Annotated in this window: 14 protein-coding genes; 7 read left to right on the forward strand and 7 right to left on the reverse strand. The window is 63.4% G+C overall.

The window, feature by feature from the left end:
• From B5G42_RS15990 to B5G42_RS16000, 3 genes are all read left to right on the forward strand, one after another.
• Positions 1-407, forward strand: a 407-nt coding sequence (locus B5G42_RS15990; protein ID WP_242961257.1) for an MATE family efflux transporter, incomplete at its 5' end; no start/stop codon positions are given.
• Between the two features lie 173 nt (positions 408-580).
• Positions 581-847: a 30S ribosomal protein S15 gene (gene rpsO / locus B5G42_RS15995; RefSeq protein ID WP_087188508.1), complete on the forward strand. Its 267-nt coding sequence runs from the start codon at positions 581-583 to the stop codon at positions 845-847.
• Positions 848-1,021: 174 nt separating this feature from the next.
• Positions 1,022-3,172: a polyribonucleotide nucleotidyltransferase gene (locus B5G42_RS16000; protein ID WP_087272494.1), complete on the forward strand. Its 2,151-nt coding sequence runs from the start codon at positions 1,022-1,024 to the stop codon at positions 3,170-3,172.
• 55 nt (positions 3,173-3,227) lie between these two features.
• On the opposite strand, the gene ftsH is transcribed toward B5G42_RS16000, so the two are convergent.
• On the reverse strand, positions 3,228-5,111 hold the full coding sequence (gene ftsH / locus B5G42_RS16005) for an ATP-dependent zinc metalloprotease FtsH (RefSeq protein ID WP_087272498.1): 1,884 nt from the start codon (positions 5,109-5,111) through the stop codon (positions 3,228-3,230).
• 210 nt (positions 5,112-5,321) lie between these two features.
• Here ftsH and B5G42_RS16010 point away from each other — a divergent pair, with 210 nt between their 5' ends.
• A complete protein-coding gene (locus B5G42_RS16010; protein WP_343286710.1) occupies positions 5,322-5,801 on the forward strand; it encodes an SLOG family protein in 480 nt (159 codons plus the stop codon).
• Here the strand turns inward: B5G42_RS16010 and B5G42_RS16015 are convergent.
• Both B5G42_RS16015 and B5G42_RS16020 read right to left on the reverse strand, forming a co-directional pair.
• Complete coding sequence (locus tag B5G42_RS16015) at positions 5,788-7,158, reverse strand: penicillin-binding transpeptidase domain-containing protein (protein ID WP_087272500.1); 1,371 nt, start codon at positions 7,156-7,158, stop codon at positions 5,788-5,790. The genes B5G42_RS16010 and B5G42_RS16015 overlap by 14 nt on opposite strands.
• Positions 7,145-8,935 carry an FtsW/RodA/SpoVE family cell cycle protein gene (locus B5G42_RS16020; RefSeq protein WP_087272503.1) on the reverse strand — a complete coding sequence of 597 codons (1,791 nt, stop codon included), beginning with the start codon at positions 8,933-8,935 and terminating at the stop codon, positions 7,145-7,147. Before B5G42_RS16020 ends, B5G42_RS16015 begins: the two co-directional genes overlap by 14 nt.
• Before the next feature lie 211 nt (positions 8,936-9,146).
• Between B5G42_RS16020 and yedF the strand changes: the two genes are divergently transcribed.
• Together yedF and B5G42_RS16030 are read left to right on the forward strand one after the other, a co-directional pair.
• On the forward strand, positions 9,147-9,743 hold the full coding sequence (gene yedF, locus B5G42_RS16025; protein ID WP_087272505.1) for a sulfurtransferase-like selenium metabolism protein YedF: 597 nt from the start codon (positions 9,147-9,149) through the stop codon (positions 9,741-9,743).
• The gene (locus tag B5G42_RS16030) at positions 9,743-10,000 is read left to right on the forward strand and encodes a DUF3343 domain-containing protein (protein ID WP_087272508.1); all 258 of its coding nucleotides are present in this window, start codon (positions 9,743-9,745) and stop codon (positions 9,998-10,000) included. The genes yedF and B5G42_RS16030 overlap by 1 nt, the downstream gene beginning before the upstream one ends.
• A gap of 59 nt (positions 10,001-10,059) precedes the next feature.
• Here B5G42_RS16030 and B5G42_RS16035 read toward each other — a convergent pair whose 3' ends face one another.
• The gene (locus B5G42_RS16035) at positions 10,060-13,731 is read right to left on the reverse strand and encodes a phosphoribosylformylglycinamidine synthase (protein ID WP_087272511.1); all 3,672 of its coding nucleotides are present in this window, start codon (positions 13,729-13,731) and stop codon (positions 10,060-10,062) included.
• A gap of 360 nt (positions 13,732-14,091) precedes the next feature.
• Between B5G42_RS16035 and B5G42_RS16040 the strand changes: the two genes are divergently transcribed.
• Positions 14,092-14,838: a zinc ribbon domain-containing protein gene (locus B5G42_RS16040; protein ID WP_087272514.1), complete on the forward strand. Its 747-nt coding sequence runs from the start codon at positions 14,092-14,094 to the stop codon at positions 14,836-14,838.
• A gap of 260 nt (positions 14,839-15,098) precedes the next feature.
• On the opposite strand, the gene B5G42_RS16045 is transcribed toward B5G42_RS16040, so the two are convergent.
• The 3 genes from B5G42_RS16045 to B5G42_RS16055 all read right to left on the reverse strand — a co-directional run.
• Entirely contained in the window at positions 15,099-15,959 is an 861-nt protein-coding gene (locus tag B5G42_RS16045; protein WP_087272516.1) for a DUF3298 and DUF4163 domain-containing protein, read from the reverse strand.
• Positions 15,956-16,447, reverse strand: a complete 492-nt coding sequence (locus B5G42_RS16050; protein WP_087272519.1) for an RNA polymerase sigma factor — start codon at positions 16,445-16,447, stop codon at positions 15,956-15,958. The genes B5G42_RS16045 and B5G42_RS16050 overlap by 4 nt, the downstream gene beginning before the upstream one ends.
• 18 nt (positions 16,448-16,465) lie before the next feature.
• A partial coding sequence (locus B5G42_RS16055; protein WP_087272521.1) for a GDSL-type esterase/lipase family protein occupies positions 16,466-17,163 on the reverse strand: 698 nt, incomplete at its 5' end.

Consider the following 17,163-nt stretch of genomic DNA (forward strand, 5'->3'; position numbering starts at 1 on the left):
AGATCTCGGTGGGCATGAGCGCCATCATTACCATTGCCATGAGCGCCTTCCTGGTGCTGCTGGCCCGGCCCATCCTGTCCATCTTTACCCCCGACCCGGACGTGCTGGAGATCGGCGTGGAGATGGTAGTCTTCCTGGCTCCCTGCTATGTCACCTATATTCTGGTGGAGCTGCTGCCCGGCGCCATCCGGGGAGCGGGCAAGTCCTTGGTGCCCATGCTCATCTCGGTGTTCGGCGTGTGCGGCCTGCGGTTGCTGTGGCTTTTCCTGGTGGTGCCCCGGTACCATACCATCGTCATGGTGGAGGCCAGCTACCCCATCACCTGGCTCACCACCTCGGTGGCCCTGCTGATCTATTATAAATTCGGCAAGTGGCTGAAGGAGCCGGAGGCGGCTTTGTACCGCTGAAAAAGCAAAAAAAGACCCCAAATTTTCCGAATGAATCCTTTACAATGGGGCCAGACTATGATAAAATACCTAAGTCTGTGAACAGACGGTATTTACCCCGGACTTCGTCTCCCGGCTTACACCGGCCGGTCACGCAGCCCGCGGGCACATTGTTTGAAAGGTGGAACCTAACCATGATCCGTAAGGACGAAAAGACTGCTGTTATCGAAGCCAACCGCACTCATCCCACTGACACCGGCTCTCCCGAGGTGCAGATCGCCATTCTGACCGCCCGCATCCAGGAGCTGACCGAGCACCTGAAGATCCACAAGCACGACAACCACAGCCGCCGCGGCCTGCTGAAGATGGTCGGTAAGCGCCGCAAGATGCTGGACTACCTGATGGCCAAGGACATCGAGCGCTATCGTGCCATCATTGCCAAGCTGGGCATCCGTAAGTAATTATGTATTGAATAGGGGTGGCGCGGACCTCCGTGCCACCCCTTCTTCCCACTCCTCAGAGCATACTTTTAGCAGTTGAATCTGGGCCTGACGGCCTGCGGACCCGGATTCAAGTGCTAAAAGAGTCAGGCTCTGGCGGGTGGGGAAACACCAATGAAAAGGAGGATTTTCCCCATGTCAACCGTGATCAAGCACAAGGAATTCACCAACCGTCATGTGTACAAGACTGAGGTGGCGGGCCGTCCCCTGACCATCGACGTGGGCAAGGTGGCCGAGCTGGCTACCGCGTCCGCCATGGTCACCTATGGCGAGACCACCGTGCTGGTGGCTGTCACTGTGTCCCCCCGTCCCCGGGACGGCGTGGACTTCTTCCCCCTGAGCGTGGACTTCGAGGAGAAGCTGTACGCTGTGGGCCGTATCCCCGGCTCCTTCATGCGCCGTGAGGGTCAGCCCTCCCTGCCCGCCGTGCTGGCTTCCCGCGTCATCGACCGGTCCATCCGGCCCCTGTTCCCCTACGACTTCCGCAACGACGTGGTGGTCACCGCCACCGTCATGAGCGTGGATCGGGACTGCTCTCCCGAGGTTACCGCCATGATCGGCGTGTCCGCCTGCCTGGCCTTCTCCCCCATTCCCTGGGCCGGCCCCATCGGCTGCCTGGAGGTGGGCTATGTGGACGGCCAGATCGTCATGAACCCCACCAACGAGCAGAAGCACAACTCCCAGCTGGACCTCACCGTGGCCGCCACCGACAAGAAGGTCATCATGATCGAGGCCGGCGCCAAGGAGCTGCCCGACGACATCATGTATGATGCCATCGTCAAGGCCCACGAGGAGATCAAGGCCCAGGTGGCCTTCATCAACCAGATCGTGGCTGAGATCGGCAAGGAGAAGATGACCTACGATCACGCCGACTTCGATCAGGAGCTGTTCGACAAGATCGTGGAGGCTACCATGGACGAGGCCAAGGCCGCCATGGACACCGACGACAAGAACGTCCGTGAGGAGCGGTGGAACGCCCTCATCGAGCACTGGCATGAGCTCTTCCTGGAGGACTATCCCGAGATGGACAAGTACCTGGAGGAGATCACCTACAAGTTCCAGAAGAAGATCGTCAAGGCCTGGCTGCTGGAGGGCCACCGTGTGGATGGCCGCGCCAAGAACGAGATCCGTCCCCTGGCCGCCGAGGTAGGCGTGCTGCCCCGTGTTCACGGCTCCGGCCTGTTCACCCGCGGTCAGACCCAGGTTCTGTCCATCTGCACCCTGAACACCCTCTCCGCCGCCCAGAAGCTGGATACCATCTGGGAGGAAGAGGAGAAGCGGTATATGCACCACTACAACTTCCCCGCCTACTCCACCGGCGAGGCCCGTGCCGCCCGCTCCACCAACCGGCGTGAGAAGGGCCACGGCGCTCTGGCCGAGCGGGCTCTGGAGCCCGTCATTCCCTCCGTGGAGGACTTCCCCTACGCCATCCGCGTGGTGTCCGAGGTGCTGAGCTCCAACGGCTCCACCTCTCAGGGCTCCATCTGCGGCTCCACCCTGGCTCTGATGGACGCCGGCGTGCCCATTTCCGCCCCCGTGGCCGGCATCTCCTGCGGCCTGATCCAGGACGACGACGGCGGCTTCACCACCTTCATCGACATCCAGGGCGTGGAGGACTTCCACGGCGAGATGGACTTCAAGGTGGCCGGCACCAAGGCCGGTATCACCGCCATCCAGATGGACATCAAGAACGACGGCCTGTCCCATGAGATCATCAAGGAAGCGCTGGCCATTACCAAGGACGCCCGTTACGCCATCCTGGACGAGATCATGCTGCCCTGCATCTCCAAGCCCCGTGAGGACGTGGCCGACACCGCCCCCAAGATGGTGAAGATGAAGATCGACGTGGACAAGATCCGCGAGGTCATCGGCTCCGGCGGCAAGGTGATTCAGAAGATCTGTGCCGACACCGGCGCCAAGATCGACATCGAGGACGACGGCACCATCTACATTGCCGGTACCGACAAGGCCTCCTGCGACGCCGCCAAGAAGACCATCGAGACCATCGTGTTCGTGCCCGAGGTGGGCCAGCTGTACTACGGCAAGGTGGTCCGCATCCTGCAGTTCGGCGCCTTCGTGGAGCTGGCTCCCGGCAAGGACGGCATGGTCCACATCTCCAAGCTGGCTGAGCGCCGGGTGGAGAAGGTGGAGGACGTGGTCAACATCGGCGATATGATCTGGGTCAAGGTCACCGATATCGACGAGAAGGGCCGTGTCAACCTGTCCTACCGTGACGCCCTCCGGGAGATTAAGGCCAAGAAAGAGGCCGGCGAGCCCATTAAGTAATTCCCGATCGCATAAAATCCCCGCTGCCAATATGGCAGCGGGGATTTTTTATCGGTCATTTTTGCTCCAGCAGGTTCATAAACTCCTCGCCGGTAATGGTCTCCTTCTCCAGCAGGTAGCCCGCCAGCTTCCGCAGCTGGTCCTCGTGGTCCTTCAACAGGGCCAGGGCCTTCTGATGGGCTTTCTTTACGGTGGCCACCACCTGCTTGTCGATCTCGGCCGCCGTCTCGGCGGAGCAGGCCAGGGCGGCGTCGCCCCCCAGGTACTGGTTCTGTACCGTCTCCAGGGCCACCATGTCGAACTGGTCCGTCATGCCGTACCGGGTGATCATGGCCCGGGCCAGCTTGGTGGCCTGCTCGATGTCGTTGGAGGCGCCGGTGGTGATGTTGTCCGCGCCGAAGATCAGCTCCTCGGCGGCACGGCCGCCGGTGAGGGTGGCGATCCTGTTCACCAGTTCCGCCCGGCTCATGAGCTTGTGCTCCCCCTCGTCCACCTGCATGGTGTAGCCCAGGGCCCCCGAGGTGCGGGGTATAATGGTGATCTTGGTCACCGGGGCGGAGTGGGTCTGGAGGGCGGCCACCAGGGCGTGGCCCACCTCATGGAAGGACACCAGCTGCTTCTCCTGGGGAGAGATGACGGCATTCTTCCGCTGGGCCCCGGCGATGACGGTCTCCACGCTCTCCTCCAGGTCGGCCTGGGTCACCGTCCTGCGGCCCTGCCGCACCGCCCGGAGGGCGGCCTCGTTGACGATGTTGGCCAGCTCGGCGCCGGAGGCCCCGGCGGTGGCCCGGGCAATGGCGCTCCAGTCCACGTCGGCATCGATGTGGACGTGCCTGCCGTGGACCTTCAGGATGGCCTCACGGCCCTGGAGGTCGGGCAGCTCCACCGGCACCCGCCGGTCAAACCGGCCGGGCCGCATGAGGGCGGGGTCCAGGCTCTCGGGGCGGTTGGTGGCTGCCAGCAGCACCACGCCCTTACTGGAGTCAAAGCCGTCCATCTCGGCCAGCAGCTGGTTCAGGGTCTGCTCCCGCTCATCATTGCCGCCGTAACCGCCGGTGTCACGCTTCTTGCCGATGGCGTCGATCTCGTCGATGAATACGATGCAGGGGGCCTTCTCCCCCGCCTGCTTGAACAGGTCCCGCACCTTGGCGGCGCCCATGCCCACAAACATCTCCACAAACTCCGAGCCGGAGATGGAGAAGAAGGGCACCTTGGCCTCCCCTGCCACCGCCTTGGCCAGCAGGGTCTTGCCGGTACCGGGAGGGCCCACCAGCAGCACGCCCTTGGGCAGCTTGGCGCCGATCTCGGCGTACTTGTCCGGCTCGTGGAGGAAGTCCACCACCTCCATCAGGGCCTCCTTGGCCTCGTCCTGGCCCGCCACATCGGCGAAGGACACGCCGGTGGAGGCCTCCTCCACATAGACCTTGGCGTTGGCCTTGCCGAAGGTCATGGCATTGCCCATGCCGCCGGGCAGATTGTTGCCCATCCGCTTCATCATGAAGCGGGAGAGCAGCTGCCCGATGAGAATAAAGAAGAAAATGGGCAGAATCCAGCTGACCAGGAAGGCGAAAATGGGATTGGCCTGGGTGGGGATCTCGGCGCTGAACACGATATCCGGGTCCTCCCGCAGCTGGTTCAGCAGCCGCTGGCCGTCGTCCGGCCAGATGCCGGTTTTGTAGTAGCCGGTCCGTCCTGTCTCGTCGGCGGCGATAAAGACGATCTGACGGCTGTCCTCGTCCAGAGCCACCTCCGTGACCTGATGGTCGTCCACCATGGTGAGGAACTGGCTGTAGGGCACCTCGATGACCTGCCGCTCCAGCACCGAGGGGAAGACAAAGGCATTGAGAAGCATCAGGACCACCAGGGCCAGAGCATAGTAGAAAAGCAGCGGTTTTTTGGGCGGGCTGGGATTTTTCCCGTCCTCTTTGACCTCTTGCATATTAGAATCCTCCGATATCCGAATAATATTTTCTGTGCTAAATAAATAATAGAGTTTTGAGCCTCAAAGTCAAGAGGATTCCCCAAGGTTTTACACATTATTCACATACGGTGTGGAAAAGTTCAGGGCGCTGCCAAATGGCAGCGCCCTGAATGCGACAAAATTCGTCCTTTGTCCCGGCCTATACTGGGGAAAAAGGGGGGACTGGGTATGACCATGCGGGATCAGACCTGCTGCTTCACCGGCCACCGGGACATTCCATCCACACAGCGGCGGGCTCTGGTGGAAAATCTGGAGGGAACGGTGCGGCAGCTCATTGGCCGGGGGATTCGGTACTTTGGTGCGGGAGGGGCTCTGGGGTTTGACACCTTGGCGGCTCAGACCATACTGGGCCTTTTGAGGGAGTTTCCCCACATCAAGCTCCTTCTGGTGCTGCCCTGTCCCGACCAGACCAGAGGCTGGCGGGAGGCGGACGTGGCGGAGTATGAGCGCATCAAGGCCGCTGCCCACAAGGTGGTGTATACCGCCGACCGGTACACGCCGGGATGTATGCACAAACGCAACCGGCATCTGGTGGATCACAGCGGGGTGTGCGTGGCCTGGTGCACCCGGGATACCGGCGGCACCGCTTATACGGTCAACTACGCCCGGCAGCAGGGGCTGGAGGTGCTGCTGCTCAATAGCCGTTGACCAGGGCGTCCAGCACCTGAGCGGCCACGGAACCGGCCACGTCGGCGCCCGAGCCGCCGTTCTCCACCAGCACCACGAAGGCGTAGGGGGCGTCCTCGTTGCGGAGAAAGCCGGCGAACCAGGCGTGGGGGGAATTGCCGCCGCCCACCTCGGCGGTACCGCTCTTGGCGCAGATGTCCATATTGGGGAACCGGCCGGAGCCGTAGGCGTCGATGACGTTGCGGGACATGATGTCCGCCAGGGTGGCGGCGGTGGAGGACTCAATGAGGGTGCCCGTCTTGCTGGTCCACTGGGGCAGAGAGGGCAGACCCAGGGGATTTTCCACCTTGAGGATGAGCCGGGGCACGGCGGCCTTGCCGCCGTTGGCGATGGCACCCATGTAGGTCATAATGGCGCAGGGGTTGGCCAGGTCGTTGTACTGGCCCACGCCGGCCCAGGCCAGCTGGCCGGTGGTGCCGGTGAAGTCAAACCGCCCGGCGGCGGTGGACAGGCCGCTGACCTTATAGGAGGAGGTGAGTCCCGCCTGCTGGGTGTACCGAGCCATGACCTCCGGCCCCAGCTCGGCGGCCAGCTGGCCGAACACCCCGTTGCAGGAGTTGGCCAGGGCGTCATAGATGTCCATCTCTCCATGGGCGTGAGGGCAGGTGATGGCCTCGCCCCCCACATTGGTGGAGCCGGTGCAGGTCCATCTCCGGTCAAAGAGGTCGGGGATGTTCTCAATGGCGGCGGCCAGAGTCACCGTCTTGAACACCGAGCCCGGCGGGAAAGTGCCGGAGAGGAAACGGTTCAGGTACACGCCGTCATAGGCGGGATTGTCCTCCACATCCTCCGGCGGGTCCAGAGGGTCGTAGGTGGGGGAGGACACCATGCACAGAATTTCTCCCGTCTCATAGTTGTACACACCCACCGCGCCCTTGCGGCCCCCCAGGGCCTGGAGGGCGGTGTAGTTGAGCCGGGCGTCCAGGGTGAGGTACAGATCGTTGCCGTTGCCCAGAGGGGAGTAGGCCCCGGTGAACAGATTATAGCCCGACAGCTGGCTGGCAAAGGCGGTGAGTGCGCCGGTGCCGATTTTGCCCTGGGCGTCACCCACGGCGTGGAGGGTGGCCTTGCGGACGGTGGCGTTTTCGTAGTAGTGGCGGTTGCCCTCCTCGTCGGCCCAGGACAGCACGTCCCCGTCCCGGTCCAGCACCCGGCCCACCGACAGCTGGCCCTGGCTGTTGTACAGGTGGCGGTTGGCGGCAAAGGAGGCCCAGCGGTTGCCGTAGAGCACATAGCGCACCACATAGAAGCCCAGCCCCAGGATCAGGGCGGCGGCCAGGATCAGGCAGAGGAAGGCCCGTTTTTCAATCTTCTTCATAGCGGCCCTCCCACTGCTCGTTGCGTTTCATGGACAGCTGGGCGTTCTGCCGGTCCTCCTTGCGGGAGGGCAGGCGGATGGCGAAGCTGGCGTTCTGGCGGGTGTCGGTAGCCTTCAGGTAGGCCAGCAGCCCCCAGGAGGCGATCATGGCGGTGCCGCCGTTGGACACAAAGGGGAAGGTGACGCCGGTAAGGGGCAGAATGTCCACCGCGCCGAACACGTTGAGGCAGGTCTGGAACACCATCATGGAGGTGGCGGCGCAGGCGGCGATGATATAGAAGGAGGACCGGCCCGCCCGGCAGGCCCGGACGGCAAACACCGCCAGAGTGACAATGGACAGGATGGCCAGAATGGCAATAATGAGGCCCCACTCCTCGCACAGCATACCGAACACCAGGTCGGTATCGCCCGCGCCCACGTTGTGGAGCCAGCCCTCGCCGGGGCCCACCCCCACCAGGCCGCCGGAGGCGGCGGCCGACATGGTGCGGGTCTGCTGGTAGCCGCTGCCCACCGAGGCGTTCTCCCAGGCGTGGCCCCAGGTGGCAAACCGGCTCATGATGTAGGGCTTCACCGACAGCATGGTGAGCACGGCGAACACGCCGCCGCCGCAGATGAGGGCCAGAGTAGCCCAGTCGCCGGAGCGGAGGTAGGCGATGACCAGGAAGGTGACGAAGAAGATGGCGGCGGTGCCGAAGTCGCTCATATAGGCCAGGCAGGCCAGGGACACGCCGGTGAGTACGATGAACAGGCCCAGGTTCCGCTTGCGGAAGAGCCGCTCCAGGGTGGCGGCTCCGGCAAAGATATAGCAGATCTTGGCAATCTCCGAGGGCTGCACGCTGATGCCGCCGATGGAGATCCAGTTGGCCGCGCCGTACTTGGGATCGGCCAGACCCAGCTTGTAGAGCACCACCGTCAGGCTGAGAAAGCCGATGGCCGCACCCGCCATGAGCCAGCGGATCTTCTTGGCCCGGTCCAGGTCCCGGAGAAAGACGCCCAGGATGATGAAGAGGACCAGCCCCAGCACCACGCACAAAAACTGCTTGAACAGGGCCCCTGTGTTGGAGGAACAGGTCACCGAGAGGGACAGGGTGGACAGGAAGAAGGCGATGGTCTCCATCTCGAAGCCCACACGCCGCATAGCCCGCAGCACCAGGAAGTAGAGCCACATGACCCCGGTAAAGCACAGGAAGGTGAGGGGGATCATGGGGGAGGCCCCGGGGCCCTCGCTGATGATGAGCTGAATGGCGGTGAGTACCTGGAACACGGTGAGCAGCACCAGACCCAGCCAGGGGGACACGGGGCGGGACTGGCGGCGGGACCGCCGCCGCTTGGCCTTCTCCTCGGGGGAGAGGGGGAGAAGCACCGTCTCCACCCCGCCCACCGCCAGCACATCGCCGTACTGGACGGGTGTGGCGTCGTGGACCGGCTTGCCGTTGACGGTGACGCCGCCCTTGGAGTTCAAGTCGTAGGCGGTCCAGGTGTCGTCCTCGCTGCGGATGAGGGCGGCGTGCTGCCTGGACACCACCGGGTAGTTGAGTACCACGTCGCAGCTGTTCCCCCGGCCCAGAATGTTTTCCCAGTGGGTCAACGGTTCGTTGGCCCCGTTGGGCAGGGTGAGGTAGGCCCACACCTCGGGCAGGCAGGGCACCGTCAGCAGGGAGCGGATGGTGCGGATGAGGATGAGCAGGGCCAGCACGGGAAAGACAAAGCGCACAATGGAGGTAAACCAGGCGCACAGCACCTCGTTTCCCGTCAGCCAGCCGGTGAGAAGCTCCATACCGCCCACCTCCTTTCGCGTTGGATAATTTCAGTGCCCGGCAAAGTCTCCGGGCCCCTACAGTATAGCACAACTTCTCCCGCCGAAAAAGCACAAGGGCCGTCCGGCGGTGGATTTTAAAGAATTTTTCACATTTTCCACCGGTTTTCCACCACTTGCGGCGGGGAAGATACGGGGGTATAATGAAGAAAAAACGCAGGAGGACAACAACATGGCACACATTGTAGACGCCAAGGGCAAGCCCTGTCCCACCCCCGTGATCCTGGCCAAGGGGGCCATGGCCCAGGGGCACACCGCCTTTACCGTCCTGGTGGACAACCCCACCGCCGTGGAGAATTTGAAGCGGCTGGGGGACAACCAGGGCTTTGAAGTAGCCGTCCGAGAGGAGGGCGGTACCTACGCTCTGGACTTTACCAAGGGAGAGGGATGCTCCGCCTGTGAGGAGGCCGTCAACTCCCCCCTGCCCGCCGGAGGAGACTGGGCGGTGTTCGTGGGCCGGGACATCATCGGCGACGGGGACCGGGAGCTGGGCACCAACCTGATGCGGATGTTCTTCTACACCCTGGCTCAGGGGGAGGACAAGCCGGGTGCGGTGCTGTTCATGAACGCCGGGGTCAAGCTGCCCACCCTGGACGGGCAGGTGGCGGACCACCTGAAAGCCCTCAGCGACAGCGGAACGGAGATTCTGGTGTGCGGCACCTGCCTCAACTTCTACGGCCTCACCGATCAGCTGAAGGTGGGCGCTGTCAGCAATATGTACGACATCGTCACCCGGATGCAGAAGGCGGGCAAGGTGATCTCCCTGTGATGGACTATGGGGTCATCACCTTTACCTCCACCTACGGGGCCATTTACGCCCAAAAAGTGCTGAAAGAGGTGGCGCCCGTCCAGGTCATGCCGGTGCTGCGGGAGATCTCCCTGGGCTGCGGCATTGCCGTCCGGTTCCGGCCGGAGGACCTGGAGGGGGTAAAATCCGCTCTGGCCGCCTCCACCCTGAAAGAGGGGGAGTACGCCTTCTACGCCATAACAGGCAGCGGAAAGGATCTGACCGCGCAGCCCCTGTAAGCCGCAAGATACAAAATCAGCCCCCCGCCGCTGGCGGGGGGCTGATTTGTTTTGTTGCTTTACTTGAAGTACTCCGCACCGCTCTCCAGCAGGGGCTGATACTTGTTGCCGGGGATGTTGCGGGCAACGTGGTCGCCCCGCCGCTCGGAGTGACCCATCTTGCCGAACACCCGGCCGTCGGGGGAGAAGATGCCCTCGATGGCATACAGGGAGCCGTTGGGGTTCACGTCGATGTCCATAGAGGGAACCCCGCTCTGGTCCACATACTGGGTGGCCACCTGGCCATTGGCAATGAGCTGGTCCAGCACATTCTGGGGGGCCACGAAGCGGCCCTCGCCGTGGGAGATGGGGATGGCGTGGAGGTCGCCCACGTTGGATTTCAGCATCCAGGGGGAGTTGACGGAGGCCACCCGGGTGGTGACATACCGGCTCTGGTGGCGGCCGATCAGGTTGTAGGTCAGGGTGGGGCAGTTCTCGTCCATGTCCCGGATCTCGCCGTAGGGCACCAGGCCCAGCTTGACCAGGGCCTGGAAGCCGTTGCAGATGCCCAGCATCAGGCCGTCCCGGTTTTTCAGCAGGTCGTGGACCGCGTCAGTGATAGCGGGATTGCGGAAGAAGGAGCAGATGAACTTGGCGGAGCCGTCGGGCTCGTCACCGCCGGAGAAGCCGCCGGGGATAAAGACGATCTGGGCCTTGCGGATGGCGCTCTCCAGGGCCGCGGTGGACTGGAGCAGGTCGTCGGCGGTCAGGTTGCGGATGTTCACGGTCTCGGCGTCCATGCCCGCCCGCAGGCAGGCCCGGACGGAGTCATACTCGCAGTTGGTACCGGGGAACACGGGGATGACCACCCGGGGCCGGGCGATTTTGGACTTGCACACGGCGGGGGAGCGCTCTGCCCAGGAAATGGCCTCCACCGGAGCGGCCTTGCCCGCCCGGGTGGGGTACACGTCCTCCAGCACGCTCTCGTTGAGGGAGAGCAGCTCGCTGATGGGGGCGGAATCGCCGTTGACGCTGACCACAGCGTCGGCAGTGGTGTGGCCAATCAGCAGGCCAACCTCGCACTCCTCGGTGAGCTGGGCCACAATGGCGCCGGGCATGGGGGTATCCCAGTCCAGATCGGTGTCCACAGAGGTAAAGCCGATGGCGTTGCCGAAGGCCATGTTCATGACGGCCTCGCCCAGGCCGTTCTCCACGGCCCAGGCCGCCTCCACCTTGCCAGCCTGATGGAGGGCGTACAGGGCCTTCCAGGCGGACTTGCTGTCCTCAGAGGCGAAGAGGTACACCGGCTTGCCTGCCGTCTTGAACTCGGGGGAGAGGACCTCCTTGGCCTTCACCGGGGCGATGGCGAAGGAGATGAGGGTGGGGGGCACGTCCAGATCCAGGAAGGAGCCGGACATGGAGTCCTTGCCGCCGATGGCGGCGGCCCCCAGTTCTAGCTGGGCGTCCAGGGCGCCCAGCAGGGCGGCGAAGGGCTTGCCCCACCGCTGAGGCTCGGTACGCAGCTTCTCAAAGAACTCCTGGAGGGTCAGGTAGGCCTTCTCATAGTTGGCGCCCGCCGCCACCAGCTTGGCCACGGAGGTGTACACCGCGCTGCGGGCCCCGGCGTAGGGGTTGGCGGACAGCTGGTCGGGGTCGCAGCCCCAGGCCATGACGCTGGCCTGATCGGTCTCCTGGTTGGGCTCCACGGGGAAGAGGGCGGCCATGGCCTGAGCGGGGGTGCGCTGGCTCTTGCCGCCGAAGGGCATGAGCACGCTGCCCGCGCCGATGGAGCCGTCGAACCGCTCGGTGAGGCCACGGCGGGAGGCGGACTTCAGGCTGGCGGCCATCTCCCGCAGGGTGCGGAACTTCTTCTCACTCTGGGAGGCGGCGGCCTTTTCGTCTACCTGAACGGAGGCGTGCTTCACCGCGCCGTTGGTGTTGAGGAAGGCACGGGACAGGTTGGCCACGGTCTGGCCCCGCCAGGTCATGACCATGCGGGGGGACTCAGTGACGGTGGCCACCTGGTAGGCCTCCAGGTTTTCGGAGGCGGCAAAGTTCATCAGGGTCTGGGCGTCCTCGGCGGCCACCACCACGGCCATGCGCTCCTGAGACTCGGAGATGGCCAGCTCGGTGCCGTCCAGGCCGTCGTACTTCTTGCGAACGGCGTCCAGGTCGATGGACAGGCCGTCGGCCAGCTCGCCGATGGCCACGGAAACGCCGCCGGCGCCAAAATCGTTGCACCGCTTGATGAGGCGGGTCACATTGGGATTGCGGAAGAGCCGCTGGAGCTTGCGCTCCTCGGGGGCGTTGCCCTTCTGGACCTCGGAGGCCATGGTGTCCAGGGAGGACAGGTTGTGGCTCTTGGAGGAGCCGGTGGCGCCGCCGATGCCGTCCCGGCCGGTGCGGCCGCCCAGCAGGATGACCACGTCGCCGGGGGCGGGGGTCTCACGGCGGACATGGTCGGCGGGAGCTGCGCCCACCACCGCGCCGCACTCCAGATGCTTGGCGATGTAGCCCTGGTGGTACAGCTCGGCCACATGGCCGGTGGCCAGGCCGATCTGGTTGCCGTAGGAGGAATAGCCGGCGGCGGCGGTCTGGGCGATCTTGCGCTGGGGCAGCTTACCCTCCAGAGTCTCGCTCACCGGCACCCGGGGATCGCCGCAGCCGGTGAGGCGCATGGCCTGGTGGACATACACACGGCCGGACAGGGGGTCCCGGATGCAGCCGCCGATACAGGTGGCGGCGCCGCCGAAAGGCTCGATCTCGGTGGGGTGGTTGTGGGTCTCGTTCTTGAACATCAGCAGCCAGTCCTGCTCCTTGCCGTCCACCGTGGCGGGGACGTGGATGGAGCAGGCGTTGATCTCCTCGCTCTGGTCCAGCTCGGGCAGCAGGCCCCGCTTCTTCAGGGTCTTGGCGCCGATGGTGGCAATATCCATGAGGGTCTGGGGCCGCTTGGCCGCCTTTTCCTCGCCGTACACCTCCACACGGGCGGCCAGATAGCGGTCATAGGCCGCCTTGACGGCGGGATCGGTGATGTCCACGCTGTCCAGATGGGTGGAGAAGGTAGTGTGGCGGCAGTGATCGGACCAGTAGGTGTCCACCACCCGCACCTCGGTGAGGGTGGGGTCACGCTTTTCCTCGTCCTTGAAGTAGGCCTGAAGGAAGGTCAGGTCGGCCAGGTCCATGGCCAGGCCGTACTGGTTAAGGAGGGCCTCCAGGCCCGCCTGATCCAGAGCGGTGAAACCTTCCAGCACCGGCACGTCAGCGGGCTCGGGGTACTGCTGGATCAGGGTCTCAGGCTTGTCCAGGGCAGCCTCCCGGCTCTCCACCGGGTTGATGAGATAACCCTTGGCGCGGGCCAGGTCGTCCTGGGACAGAGCACCGGCCAGTACATAGACGGTGGCAGCCCGGACTGTGGGCCGTTCGCCGCCGGTGAGCATCTGAATACACTGGGCGCAGGAGTCGGCCCGCTGGTCGTACTGGCCCGGCAGGGCCTCCACCGCCAGCAGAGCGCCCTGGGTCTCCGGCATGGTTTCGTCCCACAGCTGGTCCACCTGCGGCTCGGACAGGATGGTGGTGCGGGCGGCCTCATAGGCCCCCTGCTCCACGCCCTCCACGTCGTAGCGGCGGATGACCCGCACGCCGGTGAGGCCGCTGAGCCCCAGGGTGCCCTTCAGCTCTCCCAGCAGATGGCCGGCCTCCACGTCAAAGCCCGGCTTTTTTTCCACATAACAGCGAAATACCTTCCCCATATGTACCTCCCTTAAAACTTCCCGCGGATGGAGAGACTCCATCCTGCCCCGCGGGTGCCGCCTGTGCAACGGACGGCGCGCAAATGGCCCGGTCAGCGCCTTTTTCTGGTCTGCCGGGAATGTCTCTGACATAACTATAGCACGGGGGACCGGCCTGCGGCAATAGGCAAACCGACAGAGAAAACCGGGGGGAAGTCAACAATTTCTTTTCCATCGATTTACTTTTTTCTTCAGCTGTGTTATAATCTCGACAATCCGGTTCCATGTTCAAGAGAACCGGTATGCTCCGTCCTAGGGAAGCGGAGCGACAGATTGTGCGGCAGAACCCGTTTTGCCGCCACTGAGAAGGAGTGTTGTGTAATGTTCTGTCCCAAGTGCGGGAAGGAGATCCCTGACGGTTCCGCATTTTGTTCTTCCTGCGGCACCAATGTGAACACCATGGGCGGCCCCAGCGGCGCTGCCAAGCCCTCTGCGGCGGGTGCAGCCTTCAGCGGCCTGGGCGGCTTCCTGAAGGGCTATTTTGCTTCCCCTGTTCAGGCCACCCGGGATACCCTGGCCAAGGGTGACCTGGCAACTCCCCTGATCCTGATGGGCGCGCAGCTCATCGCCTGCATCCTGATGCTCCTGGGCTTCTGCCTGAAGCTGCAGATGATGTCCTACGGCTACCTGGAAGTGCCCTTCCAGTTCTGGTTCTTCGGCGGCCTGCTGGGCGATGCCATTGGCGTCATCATCTTTGTGGCTCTGCTCTTTGGCGGCGCCAAGATCCTCAAGTCCGGCTGCACCTTCCAGGATGCGCTGATGGCCTGCGGCTGTCACTCCATTTTCATCACCATCCTGATGGTCATCACTTTCCTGTGCTTCCTGATCTCCCTGGAGCTGGGCGCCTGGCTGTTCATCATCACCGTGATCCTGTGGGTGGCCCTGGGCGTGTCCTCCTTCCAGATGATCGCTCCTGAGATGGAGTCCGGCAAGTCCTGGCTGATCTATCTGGCTGTGGTGGCGATCACCATCATCCTGACTCTGCTCATCGTGGGCAACGGCCTGCTCCCCGCTCTGGCCGGTTCCAGCTCCGGTCTGACCAGCAGCCTCTTCGGCTCCATGTTCTGATCCGTCCATACAGACAAAACACCGGGCGTGCTGCACAGCAGCGTGCCCGGTGTTTCTTTGCACAACAAAGGGCCTGTTGCAAAATAGCTGTTTTGCACAAACCTGTCATTGCGAGCCAGTGCGCACACTGGCGTGGCAATCCGTTTCCCCGGCAAAAGGGGCGGATTCCCACGAAAAACGGCCGCCCGGTGGGCGGCCGTTTTTCTCGGAATGACGGGTCTTTGTACGAGCTGCACATTTTGCAGCAGGCCCTTTGTTCTTCACTTGGTTTCAGGCAGAGGGATGCGGAACTCCTGGGCGCCCATATAGCCGGGGGAGATTTCATATTTCTCGAAGAATACCACCGGGGTGCCGTCGGCGTCCAGATAGAAGGACTGATCGTCGGCGATGGATTCAAAGCCTCCCTCCCCCTGGAGGAAGTAGAGGTTATCCGGGTCCTGGCTGCGGCGGTCGATCTCGGCGGAAATCACGGAATTGGCAATCTCCTTGTAGTCGGGGCCCAGCAGATCCCGGAGGGTGATCTCCCGCCCGGCCTGGAGGTCGATGTTGTAGGTGTAATATTCGGTGTAGGCGCTGGCCAGAGTCTCGGTTTTGGTGATGACAAAGGAGAGGTAGCGGTCGTTCTGGCACTTGATCTCGTAGTCCACGCTGATGACGATGGGCATAAAGTCGTCGGGGTCGCCGCCGGTGGCCACATAGGCCTCCCTGGTGTCCCGGGCCCGGTCCTCCGCCTCCTGGAGGACCTGATCGATGCGGGTGGAGATCTCGGTATTGACCCGCTGCTCCAGATCGGTGTCCCCGGCCAGGTCCAGGGCGGGCAGGCGCACATCAATGAGATGGTCCCGGTCCTCCACAGTGTACTGGGTGACGGTGAATACCCGGGCCAGATCGCCCAGTACCGGCACGTCGGCCACGGCCTGGGCAAAGGTAGGGTTGACGTTGACCAGCAGCACAAAGCAGGCGCAGGCGGCCAGTCCGGCGGACAGGCTCCGCCGCAGGCCACGGTGCTGCCGCCGCTTTTTCTCCCCCGCCCGCAGGGCTGAGGCAACGGCGAATTCCAGTTCCGGGGGTGTATCGGTGTTCCGGTACTGCTGCCTGGCCTCTTCCCACAGATCCTTCATGTGGTTACCTCCTCTCCGGTGAGATCCCGCAGCTTGCGCAGGCTTTTGTACAGGCGGGATTTGACGGTGTTCAGGTTGGTGCCGGTGATGCGTGCGATCTCCTCCAGCTTCATGTCCTCAAAAAAGCGCAGTTTGATGATGGCCTGCTCCTTGGGGTCCAGCCGGTCGATAGCGGCGTACAGGTCCAACCGCTCCGCCGGATCGCTGGCGGGGGCGGGCCCGTCGGCCACCGAATCCTCCAGAGGGACCAGCCGCTTGCTGCGGCGGTAGTGGTTCATGCTCTCGTTGAGCAGAATGCGGTAAAACCAGGTTTTCAGGTACTCCGGCTGCCGGAGAGAATCCGACTTGGACAGGGCCCGGACGATGCTCTCCTGGACCACATCCAGGGCAGCGTCCCGATTTTTGACATAGCTGAACGCCAGGCGGTAGAAATCCTCCTGGTGGGATACGATATAGGCGTTCAGCTGCTGCCGGATGTTGTTGTCCAATGCCGGGGTACGCTCCTTTTATTGGGCCGCTGTCTGGCCCGCTTGATAGGCTTCGGGGGTGACGGTGTGGCACATGAGATATTCCAGCCACTTCTGATACCAGGCCTTGGTAAAGTGGACCCCGTCCACGGTGGCCTCGGCGGGCAGAATGCCGTTTTCGTCACTGAGGGCGGTCTTGACATCCACCAGGGCTACCTGGCACTCCTCCGCCAGCTTGGGAAACACGCTGTTAAAGTCGGCTACCCGGTCGTTGTTCACATAGGAGGGCTGGTTCTTCTGGGCGCAGATCTCCGGGTTGACGGGCACCAGATTCTGCAGGTAGATAATGGCGTCGGGCTGGGCGGACTTGACCTCCTCCAGGAAGGACTTGAAGGCCTTGTAGAAGCTGTCGGTACCGGGATAGCCCAGCTCGTTGACACCCAGGGAGATGTAGATCTTCTTGTACTGGGGGCCCTTCTCCAGAGCCTCCACCACGGTGTACTTGCCGCCGTTCATCTCCACCACCTGGCGCTTGCTCATGTCGAAGATGTTCAGACCCTTGTAGCAGTAGAAGGTGGCGCCTTTGATGCCGCTGTAGATCTGCAGGCCGTCGGTGCGGGAGTCGCCGATGAACAGGGCGTCGGAGAAGTAGTCCATCTCCACCGGCTCGGACTGGGGCACCGGCTGGGTGAAGTCAAAGACGGCCGCGGGAGAGGGCACGGGGGTGGCGGTGGGGG

The sequence above is a fragment of the Flavonifractor sp. An91 genome, assembly GCF_002159225.1.
GTDB lineage: Bacteria > Bacillota > Clostridia > Oscillospirales > Oscillospiraceae > Flavonifractor > Flavonifractor avicola.